Source organism: Peribacillus sp. B65, assembly GCF_058513295.1.
Map to the genome: position 1 here is coordinate 4796642 of NZ_CP195840.1, position 17821 is coordinate 4814462.

Annotated in this window: 20 protein-coding genes; 2 read left to right on the plus strand and 18 right to left on the minus strand. The window is 35.3% G+C overall.

What is annotated here, in order from left to right; translation table 11 throughout:
- Positions 1–71: 71 nt before the first annotated feature.
- From ACSR9O_RS23465 to ACSR9O_RS23535, 15 genes are all read right to left on the minus strand, one after another.
- Complete coding sequence (locus ACSR9O_RS23465; protein ID WP_101225734.1) at positions 72–362, minus strand: hypothetical protein; 291 nt, start codon at positions 360–362, stop codon at positions 72–74.
- Between the two features lie 315 nt (positions 363–677).
- Positions 678–2093: a DUF4179 domain-containing protein gene (locus tag ACSR9O_RS23470; protein ID WP_491725199.1), complete on the minus strand. Its 1416-nt coding sequence runs from the start codon at positions 2091–2093 to the stop codon at positions 678–680.
- On the minus strand, positions 2086–2628 hold the full coding sequence (locus ACSR9O_RS23475; RefSeq protein ID WP_397314200.1) for a sigma-70 family RNA polymerase sigma factor: 543 nt from the start codon (positions 2626–2628) through the stop codon (positions 2086–2088). Before ACSR9O_RS23475 ends, ACSR9O_RS23470 begins: the two co-directional genes overlap by 8 nt.
- A gap of 370 nt (positions 2629–2998) precedes the next feature.
- Positions 2999–3892 carry a DMT family transporter gene (locus tag ACSR9O_RS23480; RefSeq protein ID WP_101225732.1) on the minus strand — a complete coding sequence of 298 codons (894 nt, stop codon included), beginning with the start codon at positions 3890–3892 and terminating at the stop codon, positions 2999–3001.
- 312 nt (positions 3893–4204) lie between these two features.
- Positions 4205–5407, minus strand: coding sequence for an aminotransferase-like domain-containing protein (locus ACSR9O_RS23485; RefSeq protein WP_491725200.1), 1203 nt, complete (start codon positions 5405–5407; stop codon positions 4205–4207).
- 216 nt (positions 5408–5623) lie between these two features.
- Entirely contained in the window at positions 5624–7006 is a 1383-nt protein-coding gene (locus ACSR9O_RS23490) for an aminotransferase-like domain-containing protein (RefSeq protein WP_157831166.1), read from the minus strand.
- A 413-nt stretch (positions 7007–7419) separates the two neighbouring features.
- Positions 7420–7818, minus strand: coding sequence for a hypothetical protein (locus tag ACSR9O_RS23495; protein ID WP_101225729.1), 399 nt, complete (start codon positions 7816–7818; stop codon positions 7420–7422).
- A 240-nt stretch (positions 7819–8058) separates the two neighbouring features.
- Positions 8059–8355, minus strand: a complete 297-nt coding sequence (locus ACSR9O_RS23500; RefSeq protein ID WP_491725201.1) for a DUF4181 domain-containing protein — start codon at positions 8353–8355, stop codon at positions 8059–8061.
- Positions 8356–8439: 84 nt separating this feature from the next.
- Positions 8440–8604: a hypothetical protein gene (locus ACSR9O_RS23505; protein ID WP_230178570.1), complete on the minus strand. Its 165-nt coding sequence runs from the start codon at positions 8602–8604 to the stop codon at positions 8440–8442.
- A 145-nt stretch (positions 8605–8749) separates the two neighbouring features.
- Positions 8750–10150 (minus strand): MFS transporter, encoded by a 1401-nt coding sequence (locus ACSR9O_RS23510; RefSeq protein WP_101225727.1) that lies wholly within the window; start codon positions 10148–10150, stop codon positions 8750–8752.
- Positions 10151–10346: 196 nt separating this feature from the next.
- A complete protein-coding gene (locus ACSR9O_RS23515; protein WP_230178574.1) occupies positions 10347–10607 on the minus strand; it encodes a hypothetical protein in 261 nt (86 codons plus the stop codon).
- Positions 10608–10785: 178 nt separating this feature from the next.
- Positions 10786–12501, minus strand: a complete 1716-nt coding sequence (locus tag ACSR9O_RS23520; protein WP_491725202.1) for a GMC family oxidoreductase — start codon at positions 12499–12501, stop codon at positions 10786–10788.
- 18 nt (positions 12502–12519) lie between these two features.
- Positions 12520–13290: a gluconate 2-dehydrogenase subunit 3 family protein gene (locus ACSR9O_RS23525; RefSeq protein WP_101225724.1), complete on the minus strand. Its 771-nt coding sequence runs from the start codon at positions 13288–13290 to the stop codon at positions 12520–12522.
- Positions 13291–13333: 43 nt separating this feature from the next.
- Complete coding sequence (gene tatC, locus ACSR9O_RS23530) at positions 13334–14056, minus strand: twin-arginine translocase subunit TatC (protein WP_491725203.1); 723 nt, start codon at positions 14054–14056, stop codon at positions 13334–13336.
- 54 nt (positions 14057–14110) lie between these two features.
- Positions 14111–14329, minus strand: coding sequence for a twin-arginine translocase TatA/TatE family subunit (locus ACSR9O_RS23535; protein ID WP_034312681.1), 219 nt, complete (start codon positions 14327–14329; stop codon positions 14111–14113).
- Positions 14330–14877: 548 nt separating this feature from the next.
- Here ACSR9O_RS23535 and ACSR9O_RS23540 point away from each other — a divergent pair.
- Positions 14878–15228, plus strand: a complete 351-nt coding sequence (locus ACSR9O_RS23540; protein ID WP_260356707.1) for a c-type cytochrome — start codon at positions 14878–14880, stop codon at positions 15226–15228.
- Positions 15229–15332: 104 nt separating this feature from the next.
- Here ACSR9O_RS23540 and ACSR9O_RS23545 read toward each other — a convergent pair whose 3' ends face one another.
- Positions 15333–15593, minus strand: a complete 261-nt coding sequence (locus tag ACSR9O_RS23545) for a hypothetical protein (RefSeq protein ID WP_260356706.1) — start codon at positions 15591–15593, stop codon at positions 15333–15335.
- 597 nt (positions 15594–16190) lie between these two features.
- On the opposite strand from ACSR9O_RS23545, the gene ACSR9O_RS23550 reads away from it, so the two are divergent.
- Complete coding sequence (locus ACSR9O_RS23550; RefSeq protein WP_034304517.1) at positions 16191–16394, plus strand: alpha/beta-type small acid-soluble spore protein; 204 nt, start codon at positions 16191–16193, stop codon at positions 16392–16394.
- 378 nt (positions 16395–16772) lie between these two features.
- On the opposite strand, the gene ACSR9O_RS23555 is transcribed toward ACSR9O_RS23550, so the two are convergent.
- Together ACSR9O_RS23555 and ACSR9O_RS23560 are read right to left on the minus strand one after the other, a co-directional pair.
- Positions 16773–17213 carry an SRPBCC family protein gene (locus tag ACSR9O_RS23555; protein ID WP_089364937.1) on the minus strand — a complete coding sequence of 147 codons (441 nt, stop codon included), beginning with the start codon at positions 17211–17213 and terminating at the stop codon, positions 16773–16775.
- 254 nt (positions 17214–17467) lie between these two features.
- On the minus strand, positions 17468–17728 hold the full coding sequence (locus tag ACSR9O_RS23560) for a CPCC family cysteine-rich protein (protein ID WP_101225720.1): 261 nt from the start codon (positions 17726–17728) through the stop codon (positions 17468–17470).
- Positions 17729–17821: the final 93 nt, after the last annotated feature.

Sequence of the window (17821 nt, forward strand, 5' to 3'; positions counted from 1 at the left end):
ACTTATCGCAGAGTTGACACAAACTGTGAGAAAAGAAAAATACCCCTTAAAATGGGGTACTTTTCTTTATTTTAAGCAAGTATTCTATCTAAAACATCATAAAAACTCATAGCACCAACGAACAAAGATATCGTACATAAAACGGCTATATTTCCAGTAATGGCTACCAACTTCATATTACCTTTTTCTCCTAGGATCGCTAGGATTATTCCGAAAATGGGGGATAACATCGCAATCCAAGCGAACAATGGACCTAAAACACTGCCATTTCCTAATGTACCGATGACTAATAAAGCGATGAATGCAATGATACAAAGAACTAAACAGAAAAAAGATAAGCGAGTGTATTTCCTACGTTCCATAAGATCACTCCTTTTTATATTGTTAGTTACCTAATTTTAACATAATAATCCCCCTCTAAATATTTATATCCAATATTATACATATTGTAGAACTAACCTGCCCCGTTAGTGCCATAAGAAAAAGGCTGCCGAAACAACCCCTGTTAATGAACTAAAGCACCCTATAGTTTAAGTACAATATTTCACAGACTTCTAACTAATAAAAAAAGACGGTGACTTATATAAGTCATCGCCCCGATATTACTAATTATTCAATGCACTAGTAGCATTCCACTTGTCAACTATATGGTCCCTAAAATGAGCTACTTTAATTGTTTATTCATTCCCCACTGAAAGTACAACAGTAAATGGTTTTAATTCCTTAGCTGGGACCAAGCTTGAAAAATCAAATAGCAACATTGTATTTTCCAGCTTAAAATTCTCAATCCTTTCTTCTCCGTTTAAGTCAAAGGTAGATTGGAAGTGTGCTGTTTCCTTATCAATCATTTTTACTTTATTAAAGGGAATACCGTGGTTTTTAGGAGGCCATGGATTTTCCGGGTCGATCTTAGTTAAATATTCCTTATCAACCAACCAGAAAAGGTATTTCAAATTATGGTTAATTATTTCAAGTTTACCTTTACTCAAATTCTTCGGAAGCCCTGTAAGTTGATAATCTATTACCAATTTCTCACCTTTTTGAGTAACATCATTTACCTGCAGGCCTAAATTGAACCGTGTGCTTTTTAAGGTGAAAGATTTAATATTCAAAAGCTGTTTTACTTTTGGATCTGCGATATTTATCTGCGGATTAAAAGTAAGGGAAGTAATAGTAGAATTCAGCTTGGTCATCTCTGTCCGAACGGTACTATGATATCCATCTTTTTGTTCAGAATCCTCGAGAACTGTTTGGTTTCCAAACCTATACACATTTCCTTTATCATCAACAGCTTTTAATATAATAATGTCATCACCCTTGTATTTCTCCACGGTCTCATAAACAAGCGAAGATGACGCTTTTGCGGTAAGAATCTCTTTAATACGAATTTTGACCTCATCGTCCGGGTATCCTTGCTCTTGATTAATAGCTAATGTACGATTTTTTTCTTGTTGAATTGGAATATCAAAATTCCATTCACCTTTTATCCCGTTGATATTATGAATCGTTATGGGAAGAGTAGAATTCTCCTTAAATGATTTATAAGGATATACCATTTTCCATTGAAAGTTATATCCATTTTCCACTTTCTTAATGTCATTTGACTTTCCATTTAACCAAGGGTCATGATCCCCTTTATTGTGTTCAAAGTTTACATCAAAGCTTACTTCTCCTTTTTCGTTATGCCCCTTTTCAACATCTTCATCTACAAATCCTGTAATTGATACTACATTGCCATCAAAGTAAGCGCTGGTCAGTCTTACAGTTACCCCATTTTTTGTAATTGATTGGTTTAATTCTGTAACTGCATCCTGGTTAGCTAATTCCACGCCTGTTGAATCATTAAATTCTTGAAAAATCCCGCCTATTAAAGGGGTATTAGCTAATACTCTATTCATTGTAGGATTAACAAATCCTGAGGCTACGGTGATTCCAAGAAGAGCAGCAGCAGTCGCCACACCTACAAGAACCTTTTTTTTCTTTGCCTTTCCACTATTACCTTCCTTGTTTATCCCTTTGGAAATGGCACTAAATACTTTTTCTTTCGGTACAGCTATTTGTTCTATTGCTTCTTTGAGTTCCTTCTTATCCATGGCATTTGTCCTCCTCCTCATTTTTATAGGACTTTTTTAACTCCGCTTTCCCTCTGCTTAAATAAGTTTTTACGGTATTCTCTGGAATTTCCATGACACTGCTAATCGTTTTTATCGAGTAGTCGTAATAGTAAAATAGAATAATAACAGTACGGTAATTCTCTTTCAGCTGCTGAATTGCATCAATCAGCAGTAATGATTCTTCAATGTTTGGATTTACTTGACCCGGCAGGTTTGACAATATCTCATCACTCAAAGGAACGACATTGCTTTTTCTCTTTAAGACATGTCCCGAACATCGTATGACAATCCTGGTGAGCCAGGTCATAAAATACTCCGGATTTTTTAACGAATGGATAGATGTAAAGGCCTGATAGGTTGCTTCTTGGACAACATCCAACGCATCTTCTTCGTTATGTACATAAAGATAGGCAGTACGGTAGATTCTTTCATAATGTTGTTGAACTAACTTTTCAAAGGCGCTTTTATTACCTTTGATTGCTTTTTTAACTAGCCGGTGGCTTTCTATTTCCATCTTATTTGACCCCCTTTACTAATTAGTGGAATCTATAAACAAGAAAAGTTTCAAAAAGTTTAAGTATTTTCCAAGAAAAGCATATCATGCAATTAAAATCCTAAGTTCAAAATAAACAAACGGAAACCATTTTTGGTTTCCGCTTTCTATTTTTCTTGAAAGCTGTACCATTCTTTTAGTGTGTGCTGCGACATCTTATTGAACTATCCTGCCCCGTTTGCTCATTAAGACTTATTGTAGAGTGACACAAACTCTGCGTAAGTTAAATAAAGAAGTAGTTTGGTGGAAGTAAGGTGATTAATAAAGCTTAGTCTTTTTACTTGAACATAATAAAAGGCAGTGCGGGATTTCCCCTCACTGCCCCATTTCTTTATTTTGTTAAAATCTTCGTATGTCGTTTTCGAAAATTAATTGAATTATTTTCACTAATAAAAGTTGAACCTAAAAGGAGTGTGCCACCTATAATTTGAACAATTGTCATTTTTTCTTGTAAGATTACAGCAGAAATCAGTATAGCTACAAAAGGATCTACATAGCTTAGCATAGCAATGCTTTGTCCCTTTAACTTTAGCATACCAGAAAAAAATAACCAAAAGCCAATACCAGTGTTAACAACGCCTAATAGTATTATAAAAGGAATGGAAGATCTTGAGACTTCCAAGATACCAAATCCCTCAGTGAATAATACATAGGGAAAGAGAAGTAAAGCAGTTGTTCCAAGTTGAATGATTGTAATCTCTAACATGCCCATGTTTTGAATGAATTTATTTAATAACATTAAGGCTGCGTAAAATGCAGCCGCAACTAATCCGAAAAGGATTCCAAGTAGATCATCTTTACCAGAGGCGCTAATGCCGTTTCCAATAATCAATAACATACCTAATATCGCTACACCAATACAAACAATTTTTTTAATTGGTAAAAGCTCCTTAAGTACAAATGGCGAGAGAACCATGACAAACACTGGCGCAAAATAATACCCCAGTGTTGCATTAGCAAGTGTTGTATGATCGTAGGATTGATAAAGAAAAATCCAATTCCCTCCTAATGCAATCGCAGAAAGAAAAAGGGCAGAAGCATTAACTTTCACTAAATTCCATGGAATGGATTTCTTCATAATGAAAAATACAAACATTAAAAATAGACACCCAATTGAACTGCTTAGAAAAGCTGTTTCACTCGAAGATAAATCGATGTATTTCACAACTAAACCCATTGTACCGAAAATAATCATTGATAATATAAACTGAATTTTAGATTTCATCGTTTACTCCTTCGAATCTGCGAAACAGCTTATATATTTCGCAGATTCTTAATCTGTTTTATATATAAGCGTATATAAAGGAGTAAACGGTGGTGGTGGTGATGTCGAAACGGACTTTGTAATATATGGATTTATAAATGATATTGGCATAATAAGCCTCCTGATTATTCAAATGTAAGATTTATAAAAAAATATAATTAAAATCTTATTTTTTGAATTGGATATTTTTAAGATTAGTGCTTTCATTAAACATTTAGAAGGTATTTATTAATGGTTTTGGTGTTTGATTTAATTATATTTTGTTTCCTTTAGTTACAAACATATTGTCTCTTTATTTAGTTCACGATGTAATACATCACCCATACGCTTCATGCCTTCAATGATTTGCTCTTCAGGCATATTCGAGTAATTTAAACGTAAAGTGTTCTTCTGTGTGCCATTTGGAAAGAATGGAACACCAGGAACACAAGCAACATTATTTTTCAAGCACTCTGAAAATATATGTTTGGAATCAACCCCCATTGGGAGCTCAATCCAAATAAACAATCCACCTTCTGGCTTACTGTAAGACAAATCTTCCGGAAAGAATTCTTTTATGCATTTTAACATTATTGTACATCTTGCTTTATAAACTGCTTTGATTTTTTTAATATGCTCTTCCATATCGTAAAGTTCCATATACTTTGCTGTTATCCTTTGAGCAAAGCTGTCAGTATGTAAATCAGCTGTTTGCTTGAAAGCCACGTACTTATCAATAAACGATTGATCTGCACAAATCCATCCAATTCGCATGCCTGGAGTGAAAATTTTAGAGAACGTGCTCATATAAATTACTCTGTTCTCTGTGTCAAAACGTTTCACCGGCGGTATCCCCTCTCCAGCAAACCTTATAGCTCCATAGGGATTATCTTCTACAATCAGTACATCGTATTGATTAGCAAGTTCGATCATTCTTTTACGTCTTTGAAGTGTTAATGTACGACCTGTAGGGTTCTGGAAATCGGGAATAGTATAGATGAATTTTGCGCTTGGATGCTCTTGCAGTTTCCTCTCCAGCTCTTCCATTATCATCCCATCATTGTCCATAGCAACTTCCACAAAGTTTGCATTGTATGATTTAAATGCATTAATTGCTGCAAGATAGGTTGGGCTTTCACAAATAATAGTATCTCCTTCGTTAATAAATAGTCTTCCAGTAAGATCTATCGCTTGCTGGGACCCTGAAGTGATAAGAACATTGTTAATAGCAGAGTTAATCCCAATGGCTTTCATCCTTTGACAAATAGCTTCTCTCAAAGGACCATAGCCTTCAGTGGTACTATATTGAAGAGAAGCCGCGCCCTCTTCATTCAATACAACATTGCAAGCAACTTTAAGGGCTTCAACAGGAAACAGCTCCGGAGCTGGAAGTCCTCCCGCAAAAGAAATGACTTCTGGCCTTTCTGTTACTTTTAATATTTCACGGGTCTCAGACGAATTAACTAGACGGGCCCTCTCAGCAAATTTATTATCCATTTGTAAACCTTCCTTCCTTTAACATTTCAATTTTTTTACCTACCCAATTCCGGTTTTATTGGAATATTCAGATTTTTTATAATAAACATATTCCAATGATAAGCTTATGACACCAAAATTAATATTGCCTTTCATCCCCCAACTAAGTTTGAATTATCATAACACGTAAAAAAAAAGCCATACAATATAATTATTGTATGGCAAACAATATTTATTTTACATTTCAATTATTTTTCTAAGTATAATAAGAGCTTTTTCAAGTTCCTCTCTCGTTTCTGGAGCACAAACCCCCACACGTACGGCATTTGCTGGAGCGACATTACCTACCGCAAATCGCCGTCCACTATATACCTGTACACCTTGTGCTGCAGCTAGTTGTTCAAATTGGTCACCTGTATACTGATGCGGCAGATGTAACCAATGAAAAATCCCTGTTTCTTCACCTAAACAGTTCTCTTTACCTAAATATTGATTAACCAACTGATTGCGAGCTTTTGTTTCCTCTTTATGAAATGCAACAATGTTTTCAAACTGATTCGATACAATTACTCGTGATGCTAACTCTGCAAGTAGTGGCGATACGGAAATATTTAAATTATAAAGAGCCTTTCGAGTAGAATTCAGGTATTTTAAAGGAACTGCCACATAAGCAAGACGGAGTCCAGGTGCCATCGATTTCGATAAACTCGCTATATAAATCGTATGCTCAGGGGCATATGTCGCTACAGCCGGCAAGACTTTTTCTTGGATTAAATGGTACGCTCCATCTTCAATAATAAATAAATTATACTTTACAGCAATCTCAGCAATAGCCTTACGAGTTTCAACGCTCATCGTATATGTCATCGGATTCTGATAATCTGGGATAATATATAATCCTTTAATATTTTCATTTTTACATGCATAAAGAAGTGCTTCCGGACTCATTTCATCAGACTCTGAACGAATCGGTACAAGCTGAATCCCCAGCATCGCGGCTGCTGTCTTTAAGCCTGGATATGTATGGTGATCTACTCCAATTCGATCTCCATGCTGACAAAGGCTTGCAAGTGTTGCTGTGATGGCGTTTTGTCCGCCATTAGCAAGTAAGATATGTTCTCTGGTCGTTTCAAAACCGGCAAATTTCAATAATTTGACGCCTGCATCTTTTTGCCAAATCGAATCGCCTGGTCGACTGTATCCAAACCATCTCGCACAATCTGATTCTTGTAACATCGATTGCAATAAGTCAAATAAAGGCCCATACGACACACGATCTGGTAAAATTGCTCCCATTTCAATTAAATGCTTTGGCTTTTCTTCTGCAAGCAAATAAGCGTTCGAAATCGCATCATACGAAACATAAGTGCCGCTACCTATGGTCGCACTGACCAGTCCTTTTAACTCAGATACTTTAAAAGCTTTCGAAATCGTACTTAGATTCACCTCTAAGTAATCCGCTAACTCCCTTTGTGGTGGAAGTTTCGTGCCAGGCACTAAGCGCCCCTCTATAATGTCATATTCTAACTGCTTAGCTAATGCCTGATAAATCGGTCTGTCTTCTCGATTTATTGTCGGCTTCCATGTCATTGGATAATCCTCAAACGAATTAATCGGCACATTCCTCATCCTTTTTCATACAATCATTAATCATACAATTATAAAATTGTATGGCAACAAATTCAAATCCATAAATTCTTTTTAAATTTTTTACTAGTAGTGTGCGGAACGCTCGTGCCCTGGAATATTCACGCAGCATGGATATTCCGGAAAGGAACCCATTAGTGGGGGAAAGAACTATGGAGTTACTTGCAGTCTTCATATTACCTTTTTTATCCACCAGTTTCTTTTCTAATTTTAGTCATTTGCACAATCAGTTACTCCAGAATATGGCCCAATTAAAGATCAAACAGCCCTCTCCCCCGATAGTTCTATAAGAAAAAGGCTTGCCTTATTGAAGTAAAGCACCATTAGTTCTAAAAGGCTTAGTGTAGAGTTGACACAAACTATGCAATAAAAATAAAGTACAAACCTTATGGTCTGTACCCGTATCCGAATCCAAAGAAAAAAGTAATAATTAAAAAAATAGCAGTTGCTGGAATGAAACTAACAACAATCCATCCTTTTGCTATCCTGCTTTGTACACTTCTATACCATTTGTAGTAAATAAAAAGGAGAATTACAGCCAAAGGCCAGAAATAATAACCAACCATTGTATTAACCCATCCTGAATTCATATCCCAATATGCATCTGGTACAGGAAGTATATTCTCATATTGTTTATCAATTTTGTTTTTAGTAGTGATAAAGATATAAGAAATTACAAAATAATAGACTGCTATTGTGGCTTTTATCCACCAAAATAAATGCCTATTGGAAATTACTATTAAAAAGATAATTGCCAGCATTACGAACAAACCTGTGTATCCCAAAACAAAATCACCTCGTAAACATTTTAACTAATTAATGTAATTTTTTCCATAAAATGCTCGTGTTTGTTTTTACACAGTACGAACATACTACGCTTATTAAACAAACTAACCTGCACCGTTATTTGGATAAAGAAAGAGCTGCCTTAAAGACAGCTCCGATCTTCAGCTAAAGCACCCGTTAGTTCATTAAGGACACAGTAAAAAAAGTCCCTTATTGGGGCTGTTTTTATTTAGATAATATTAAATTAAATAAAAGCCTATGACCAAAACAAAAAGGTAAATAAACATAGAGTATAAAGTTAAGATGTATTCTTTTTCTTCCCTTTTATATTTCCATTCCATGAAAGCACGAAAACTTAATGAAATAAGAAAGTAGCCAATAAGCCAGGAAATAGGATTATCAACAAACCATATTAATAAAAGAAATGCTATTATCATAGCTATTTCAGTCCACCTCTGAAATGGATTGACACCTTTATAAAATGCCCCCTTACTTTTATCAATCTTCAATTTCTTCTTCAACCAACGTTCAAACACTATTGCAATAATAAAAAAAGTTATAATAAAAATGATGTAATTTAACAAAAAACTCACCTGCCCTGACTACCAATTATAAACCATTTAATGATGTGAATTATTTACCCTGATCTTTTTTCCAAGCGAATATACTGTCGCTAAACCAATTCCAATAATCATAGAATAGTCGAAATAATTTTTAAGTGGCATACCACTAGAAATAGCTTCAATAAACAAAAGTAAAAAGAAAACCGTATAATTCTTTTTCATAATTCCTCACCACCCTTTTATAGATAATGTTAAATAGCTGGCGAGACCTCAATAAGTAAAACAAAAACCCGAAATACAGACACTCATGTTTGAGTGTCTGTATTTCGAGTAGTCATCCCATTGAATGGGTGCTTTTTAATTCCATTTATTTTTCTCTTTTTTCCGTTTTCCACCATAGGGAATCTTTTGGATTTTCAACAGCTTCTTGATATTCAGATTTAGAAGCAACTGTTGGGTAAGAACCTTTTAGGGATTTTCCTGAAGTACTATTGAACAAGAATAATATCACTAAAAATCCGATAATATTCACGGCTGTTAGATAGAAACCAGGTGCTAAGTTATTCCCAGTTTGGTGAACTAACCATGTGGAAACTAAAGGGGTAGTTCCACCAAATATTGAAACCGAAACATTAAATGTCACTGATAATGTTCGATATCGAATATCAGTATAGAACATGGTTGGTAACGATCCAGGCATTGTGCCTTCATAAATTGAAAGCAGAACACCTAGAATTAGAACACCTAACGAAATAAATACTAAAGCATTCAAGTTTATTAAATAAAAAGCAAAGGCAGATAATAGACTTAAACCGCCTAAACCGATTAAGAAAACAGTCTTATTTCCAATTTTATCACTGAGCTTTCCAAACATTAAAGTAAGTGGCACCATAATGATCATTAGAATCGTAATTAATAGGGTTCCTACTGTACTAGATAATCCAATAATCTCATCTAAATAAGAAGGCATGTATGATAATAGCATATAGCTTGTAATATTAAAGAATGCAACAGCTACAAAACATACAAGAATATCCTTTTTGTGATTTTTAAAAATAGATAGAAAGCTTTCCTCTTGGGCTTCATCATCAGAAAGTTCATTTTCAAAAATCGGTGATTCTTCTAAACTTTTTCTTAAGTACAACCCAATAAGCCCTAAAGGTAAGCCAAGTAGAAACGGTATTCTCCAACCCCATGAGGCCATCTGTTGATCAGATAGAGTGATAAAGAGTGTACTGGCAAGTAGTGAAGCTAATATATAACCAATGAGCGTACCAATTTCCAATCCACTTCCAAGCATATTACGTTTATTGTCTGGAGAAGACTCTGCAATATAGACCATTGCACCAGCGTATTCGCCACCAGTTGAAAAACCCTGAATAATTCTAGCTATTAATAAGAGTATAGGTGCCCATATACCGATTTGATCATATGTAGGTAATAAACCAATTAGTAATGTTGAAAAAGCCATCAAAATAATCGTGGTTGTTAAAACGACTTTTCTTCCTAATTTATCTCCGATTTTACCAAATATGATACCGCCTACTGGGCGCATTAAAAAGGCAATCGCAAATGTTGCAAAGGTGAACACTAATTTTAGCTCATCATTTTCAACAGCACTAAAAAAGTTTTGACTAATGATAACAGCTAAATAGGAATATAAGCCAAAATCAAACCACTCCATAGCATTTCCTACCCCTGTAGCAAACACACTTTTCTTCGCTTTTTTAATATCTACAACGTTGATTTTTTTCTTGTTAAATTTCATTTTATCATGTCAACTCCATGGAATACATTTGTGCAAGAATGAGAAATAAAGTCAAACTGGAGGATAAGCGGGTTTTGGGAGTTTTTCCAATGGTATCCCAAATAAAATTTTGTCTTCTTATGAAACAGTTCCAACAACATTAGACTAACCACCAGAAATCGAATCGAAAAGCCTTTGGATATTAGTTATTAGGGTTCTATAAATCGCCTCTCGTTTTATTAAATTCAAGGTTATCTCCTTTTTCCATTTGTTTATCTGTTTGATCAGGGTTTTCATCATGCTTAAATGATCGATTATTATCATCATTATTATTTGGATTCGTGTCAGTGTCATTTCGAACAGGACGATAATCTACTTCCTCTTGATCATTAAAGTCGTTATTACCAGCGTTACATGCTGACAGAATACTTACCGAAAGTAATGCGAATAAAATAGTGATTTTCCATTTGCCTTTCATTTTATAACCCCCCGTATCTTAAGTTTTTGGTATTAATTTTAATATGTACCTTAAACGATACCCTTAGTCTTAAATGGAGCATGCATGTTTGTTTTTTTTAGCATCCTAAAATTAAAAAACTGCCCCCAATTATTGTGGGAGCAGGTCATGTTATTTTTAGGTCAAAGAAAAGGCTGTCTTATACGAGAGAACCCCCTTTTTTAAGGTATTTTACAATTCCCTCTGCCGCTCTATATGAAAAAGCACCTAATGTACCAGTTGGGTTAAACGAACTGTTATGAGGAAATGCCGAAGAACCAGCAACAAATACATTTTCAGCATCCCACATTTGCATGTAAGTGTTGACTGCGGAATCTTTAGGATCAGCCCCCATGATGACGCCTCCTGTGTTATGCGTATTCGTATCTGTGTTTACGTTAAAATCTGCTTGTTCTGCGACCGTATCAATATGATCTGGACTCATTTTTTTAGCAATCGATCTTGTTACCTTCGCCATGTATTTTACTAACTCACGGTCTTGGGAAGTATAATCATATGTCATCCGTAATAAAGGCATACCATATACATCTTTATAAGTAGGATCCAGATCAAGGTAGTTTTGTATGTGTGGCATGCTTGCACCTTGTGATTTGACTTGCAGGATGCTATTGGCATATTTGATTGATTGCTTTTTGAACTCTGCACCCCAAGAAGGTGTCCCGATCGGTGAGTTATTATTTGCTATAGGTCTATTCCCATATTGGGTTGTACGAATTCCTGCTCCGTGAAGGAAGTTTACATCCGAATGATCAAAATTATCACCTGTGAATTCTGCAATCTCAATCCCTAATGCACCTGCACCTCCATATATATTGAACTCACGGCCATTATAATAAAGGCTTGAATATCCTGAACTCACTTGGTAACAATAGTTTTTACCAATTACCCCATTTCTGGTTTTTGGATCATAGGGTGTTCCAAGATTTGAATTAAGTAAAAGTCTAACATTATTGAATACATAACTCGCTAAGACCACTACTTCTGCCGGTTGTTCGAATTCTTCACCCGTGAAGGTGTCCACATAAATAACACCTGTCGCTTTCGTACCATCATTTAAAATACGGGTGACATTTGAGTATGTGCGCAGGTCAAGGTTACCAGTTTTTTTTGCAACAGGAATGACCGTAACAACTGGATCTGCTTTTGCACCATACTCACAACCGAAGTTTTCACAAAACGCACAATATTGACAGGCTGAACGTGAAATACCATCAGGGTTTTCGTAATTCTCTGATAGATTTGCAGATGGGATCATATATGGTTTGTAGCCAAGCTTCTTCGCTGCTTGTTCGAATTCCGCTAAAACAGGTGTTTTTATCATCGGTCCTGTTGGATAAGGATTTGAGCGTTTTCCATATAACTTAACAGTTTCACCAGATATTCCTGCCATTTTTTCAAATGTATCATAATATGGTTCTATTTGGTCATATGTAATGCCCCAGTCTTGAATCGGATAGTCTGATTTAATTTTATTTTTACCATACCTTTTTTCAGTTAGAGATTTAATTTCAAAATCATAAGGAAGAAAACGGTAGGTTTGTCCATTCCAGTGACTACCAGCTCCCCCAAGACCTTCACCTACGATAAAAGTTCCATAATTACGCATAGGGAGTGCTCTCATTTTTTGGTTATTACGATGAGTAATAGTTTCTTTTGATAAATCTTGCATTAACTCTTCACGATGTTGGAAACGCAGTTCGTCATGCACCATTAAATAATCACTCATATCCCGTTCTTTCCCGCGCTCTAGTCCAACGACTTTGATTCCTGCCTTTGTTAATTCCGAGGCAATAATACCTCCAGCCCAGCCCATCCCGACAACAACGACGGGTACCTTAGGTAGTTTTTTTGCCATGTTTTTCATCCCTTTCTATCATGAATGTTTCATATGACTTTGAAGGCTATTTGGATCTAGCTTTAAAAATTCTTTACTTTGGATTTCTTTTGTATAACTCATTCGAGAACCAGGATACTTTCGCATCTGCCAGCCTAGCATTTCCTTATTTCCTCCGTACAATGGGTCGGCATAAACACCTTCAATGGTCAAAGTTCTTAACAATTGGAAAAATGCCGAAGAAGATGCACCAGAAAGTGAACTTGCTTTACCTTTCTCAAACGCAGCTAAAACTTCATCCTGTTCATTAGCCTCTAATTCTGTAAATTTCTTTTTATAGTTTTTGTTACTATATGTATTCAATTCTTTTAAGCCTAGCCGAAACAAATCTTTTCGGTAAAGCTTATTCTGTTCACCTTGTGTTATTTCTGGCTTATAATAGGGTCCAAGTTTATAATCCTTTTCATTTACTCCCCACCCACTGTTAAGTTGATGGTCAATATAAATCGCCGCATTTAATTCCATAGCCCCTGGTCCAAGATCGTCCTTTGGGAAAATACGTTCTGCCGCTGCCGCTGTCGTCTGATATTCTTCTGGATAAAAAAACATCAGGGCTTCATTCGGATTATTAGCTTGAGTTTGAGTTTGACCTTTCCGTTCTGTTGTCACACCACTTTCCGAATTTCTATCAAACATGCTTCCAACTGCTCCACCTAAAATGAGGCCTCCAACAGCTAATCCAGAGTTCTTTAAAAAGGTACGTCTCGTACTACCTTGTTTTTCAATTTGACTTTTCTCTTTATCCGACAAAAAAAACCCTCCTATTTTTTAAAAAAAGGTGTGAATTCCCTTATCACATTAATGCATCGCTTTCTATCTTTTTCTTATACACAATCCTGGATATAGTGACACTCAATTCGTAAAGAACCAGTAAAGGAATAATGACCAGCATATCCGATATGAAATCTGGAGGGGTAATCATAATAGATACGACTACCAGAAAAAAATAGGATACCTTCCTCGTTTTTGCCAACCTTTCTGGATTGAGAATTCCTAATCTTGTTAAAAACATCACTACCAATGGCATTTCAAATAGAATGCCAAACGGTAAAATCAAATTAATCATGAACCGAAAATATTTATCTGCTGTAAACATCATTTCAAACTGCCCCGCTGACATATTTGTTAAAAATCCTAGCACAATGGGAAATAACAAAAAGTATCCAAAAGAGATTCCGAGAATAAACAAAATGAATAATCCTGGGATAAACCTTAGAGTCACTTTGCGTTCTTCTTTTGTCAGGGCAGGTGCTATAAATTTCCAAGTCTGATAGGCAACTACAGGAATCGTAGCTGCAATGGCAAAAACACACGAAATAATCATATACACCCATAAAATATCACTTGGTCCTAGGATAGCTAAATCCCTCCCAAGATCTCTAATTACCCAACTATAGATGTCTTCAACAAAAACTAACGCACCAACGAAAAAGATAACGAAGGCTATCAAAGTTTTAATCATTCGTTGCCGAAGTTCATCAAGATGTTCAATGAGATGTGAATCTTTGTTTTCCATGGTGGCCTCCTCCTGTTATATGAAAAATGCCCACCTTCATATCCACTATGGACTCTACTGTTTATCCAGCATCTTCTTTTCAGCAGTCGATAACTCATGTTTTTTCTCTTCCTGTTTATCCTCATCAGAAATTAATCCATTTGTTGCACCCTTGAATTCCGTTAATGTCCGTCCAAATGCCCGACCAATTTCAGGTAGTTTTTTCGGACCGAAAATAACAAGTGCAATGATAAGAATTACGACCAAGCCTGGAATCCCAATATTCTGAAACATCACGTCAATCCTCCATAAAAAACATCAGTTACATTTACTAAAAACCGTTTGTAACCTTTCCAGTAAACTTTATTATTTACACCAAAGGGTGGTTAGTTGCCTTTTTTATTCCTTATAATATATTCACAAAACTGCTCAATTTTATACCTAGCTTATATTTATACATGCCTGTTTTGTTTACAGTTCAATATCCAAATTCCTCATCTTTCTAATAGTTCATATTAGTTTTTCAGTAATTCGACCATATGTATTAACTTTTATTAAATACCATGCAGAAAGTTGGAAATGTTATAAAGGAATTTTTGGTACCCGAGATTAGATTAAAAGAACCTCACCTTTTAGTAAAAATGTATTCATGCAAAAATAACTTTGGGGAAAGATATGAATTAAATAATAATGCTTAAGTACTTTGGAAGAGTAAATAAAAACTTAGAGGTTTATGTATTTTCCACGGATTCTATTATTATGTAGAAGATAAATTAGAAACTTTCTTTGTTCTTTTATCAAAAAGATTTTTACTCCACTCTACATTAAATACGGAGGTATTTATGAAAAAAATTTGGTTTACTTCTGGAGTCAGTATTGCTCTTGCAGGATGTTTAATATTTTTACTGTTTTTTTACAGAGGCCATCAACCCTCACCTTCCCCAAATTCAAATGGGGGAACACAGGATACTTCAGCTGGTAATCCTGAAGAAATTGTGAGTAATAGTTGTATATCTTGTCACGGAGAAAATTTACAAGGAGGAGCTGGTCCAGCTTTAAATAAAATTGGTTCAAAATATTCACAAAGTGATATAGAGGATATTATTAATAATGGTAAAAATGGGATGCCAGCAGGCGTTATTTCAAATGAAGAAGCTGCAATCGTGGCAGAGTGGTTATCACAGAAAAAGTGAGTAGGCAATTTTCTAAAAAAAGGCCTTAATTAAACTTAAAATAAAACAGCCAAATCCAATCAATATGGATCAGGCTGTTTTGTATTTTTCAGGAATAAATATATTTAAAAAAATGAGGACCAATTCAAAACAATAGACCAAACAACGGTGTTCAATAATAAGCCTGTAATAAAAAGAGACCATTGGTTTTTCTTTTGTTCCCAACAGTAAATCATGAGGGCAAGACCTATTGAAACACCAATAAAGGAAAGCCATGGAAATGAATCAGTGAACTTTGTGAGAAAAACCGCAAGGCAAGCTGTGAATAATAATGATACAAGGTACTCGGTGAATAATGATAATTCGCTTTTAATATGATCGCTCAATTTTTTCCTCCTTCGAAATAGATATTATCTTCCTATAATACTTCATGGTGAATTTTTTATACGAAATTGCCGGCGCCCGTTTTAGATTTATAAAAGACAATAGTCTATCTATTCAATCGTTACAGGTGTTATCATCAGTGCTAAAACACCGGCTCCAAATTAATGTTATAACTTCTTAGCCTTTGATTCTAACCGAGACCGCCGGCATAAGGGAGGCCTTCCGTTGTTAACAGAAGGCGGTGCCTCCTCACACTAATCTGTACCTTCTATTCAAAAATTAAAAGCCGTCTAAGAAAAGCTCTCATATTAATATCCCGTTTATTATCGCCTTTTCTTTACCTTAACTTCGGCTATGATATAAACTGTGCAATAGGAGGAGAAAACCTCTACATCAGATTATTTGCTTTTCGGAGCTTCTGAAACCCTTACCTTGCCGGCGGCTTCAATGTTTTCCTGTAACTCTTCCCTTCTAGAGCTACAGATGAGTTTAATTTCACTTAATCACTGCCTTGATTTATTTTAAATTCTATGCATATAACTCTTAACAATATCAAAACCTATGACTAGCAACACATTACATTCATAGGAGCTGACAACATGGCTAGAAATAACAACAGTAATCAATTAGTAGTTAATGGCGCAGAGCAAGCTCTAGAACAAATGAAATACGAAATCGCTAGTGAATTCGGTGTTACACTTGGCGCTGATACAACATCCCGTGCGAACGGATCTGTTGGTGGAGAAATTACAAAACGTTTAGTGCAAATGGCTGAACAACAATTAGGCGGAAGAACTCGTTAATCGAAATCATATGTAATGTTAGGGATAGTCATTGGACTATCCCTATTTATAATTTTACAAATTTTAAAAAAGAAACAGAAACAATATTTTGCTATGTCGCATTAGGAATACACTACGCTTATTCAACTAACCTGCCCCGATAGTTCCATAAAGAAAAAGCTGCCTTAAAGACAGCTCGATCTTCAGCTAACGCTCATGTTAGTTCATTAAGAAAAGCGATTCTGGAATATTGAAAAAAAGAGGCCATCCTCTTTGGACAGCCCCCCTTCCGCTAATTATAAAATTTCTCGTTATAATTATATTGGTCACTTCAGAATGTTACCATCTATACTTCAGAGAAGGTATCTCCAAAATGAATTGGCTTTCAATCTTTGAAAACTATGAGAATACTGCAATTTTACGTGCGATAGATTCTGTTAAACGAGATGCTACTTTTGGAACAGCCCATTTAATAATTGGTGTTAACACCGCACCAGATAATCCGCCTGCATGGATTTCCACCGTACAAGTCATTATTGTTTCACCATTAACATCTTCTGCAGTAAAGTGACCGCTTCCTGTAAAATTATCTGATAAACCTTTTAATTCAAACTTAATATTTGAAGGTTCATTCCATTCGGTAATATCTACCTGTGCTTGTATTGTTTTTTTAATACCTTTCACACTACCTTCAAACGTCCAAATAGATTGCTTGTCATTTATGATTTCATGTTCTTTATAGGCTGGTACTGTCGTTGCCCATTTTTCGAGATCACTGACATAATCCCAAACTGCTTGTACATCTACTGGAACTACTACAGTATGCGTTCCCGTTGCCATTATGATCCCCACCTTCACTATGTATGAATTGTAACTTTACATCTCTACAAAATAATTATTACATAAAAAGCATAAACTTACATCACTAATTATACATAGCTTTCCTTCTTCCAATCCCCCAATTTTTTTGTAGAATCAAAATTTTCCAATCCTCCACAATCCGGCCCTTTAGTTCCATAAAGAAAAGGCTGCCTTAAAGACAGCTCTAATCTTAAGTTAATGCACTCGTTAGTTTAATAATTCCCTATATAAACTCATATCGGTTTCCAATTTGGATCCTTTATATCGGAATTATTTGGTTTTCTTACGTTTTCCGAAAAATCTAAATCGCTAACGCCAAATTTTATAAAGTTTTGTTGTGACTCTCTAAAAGAAATTTTATTTGCACCATCCTCATCTGGATGTTCATATTGGTAACCATCATCTTCCCAAAAACAGATTTCACAAATATCATACGTTCCTGGAGGTTCCTCATCTAATGTTTTATATCCACAGCAAGGACAAGTATATTTCATACAATCACCTCTTAGTTGTTTGTTTTTCTTTTATATAGTTAAACATAATTCTTCAACTAACCTGCCCCGTTAGTTCCATAAGAAAAAGCTGCC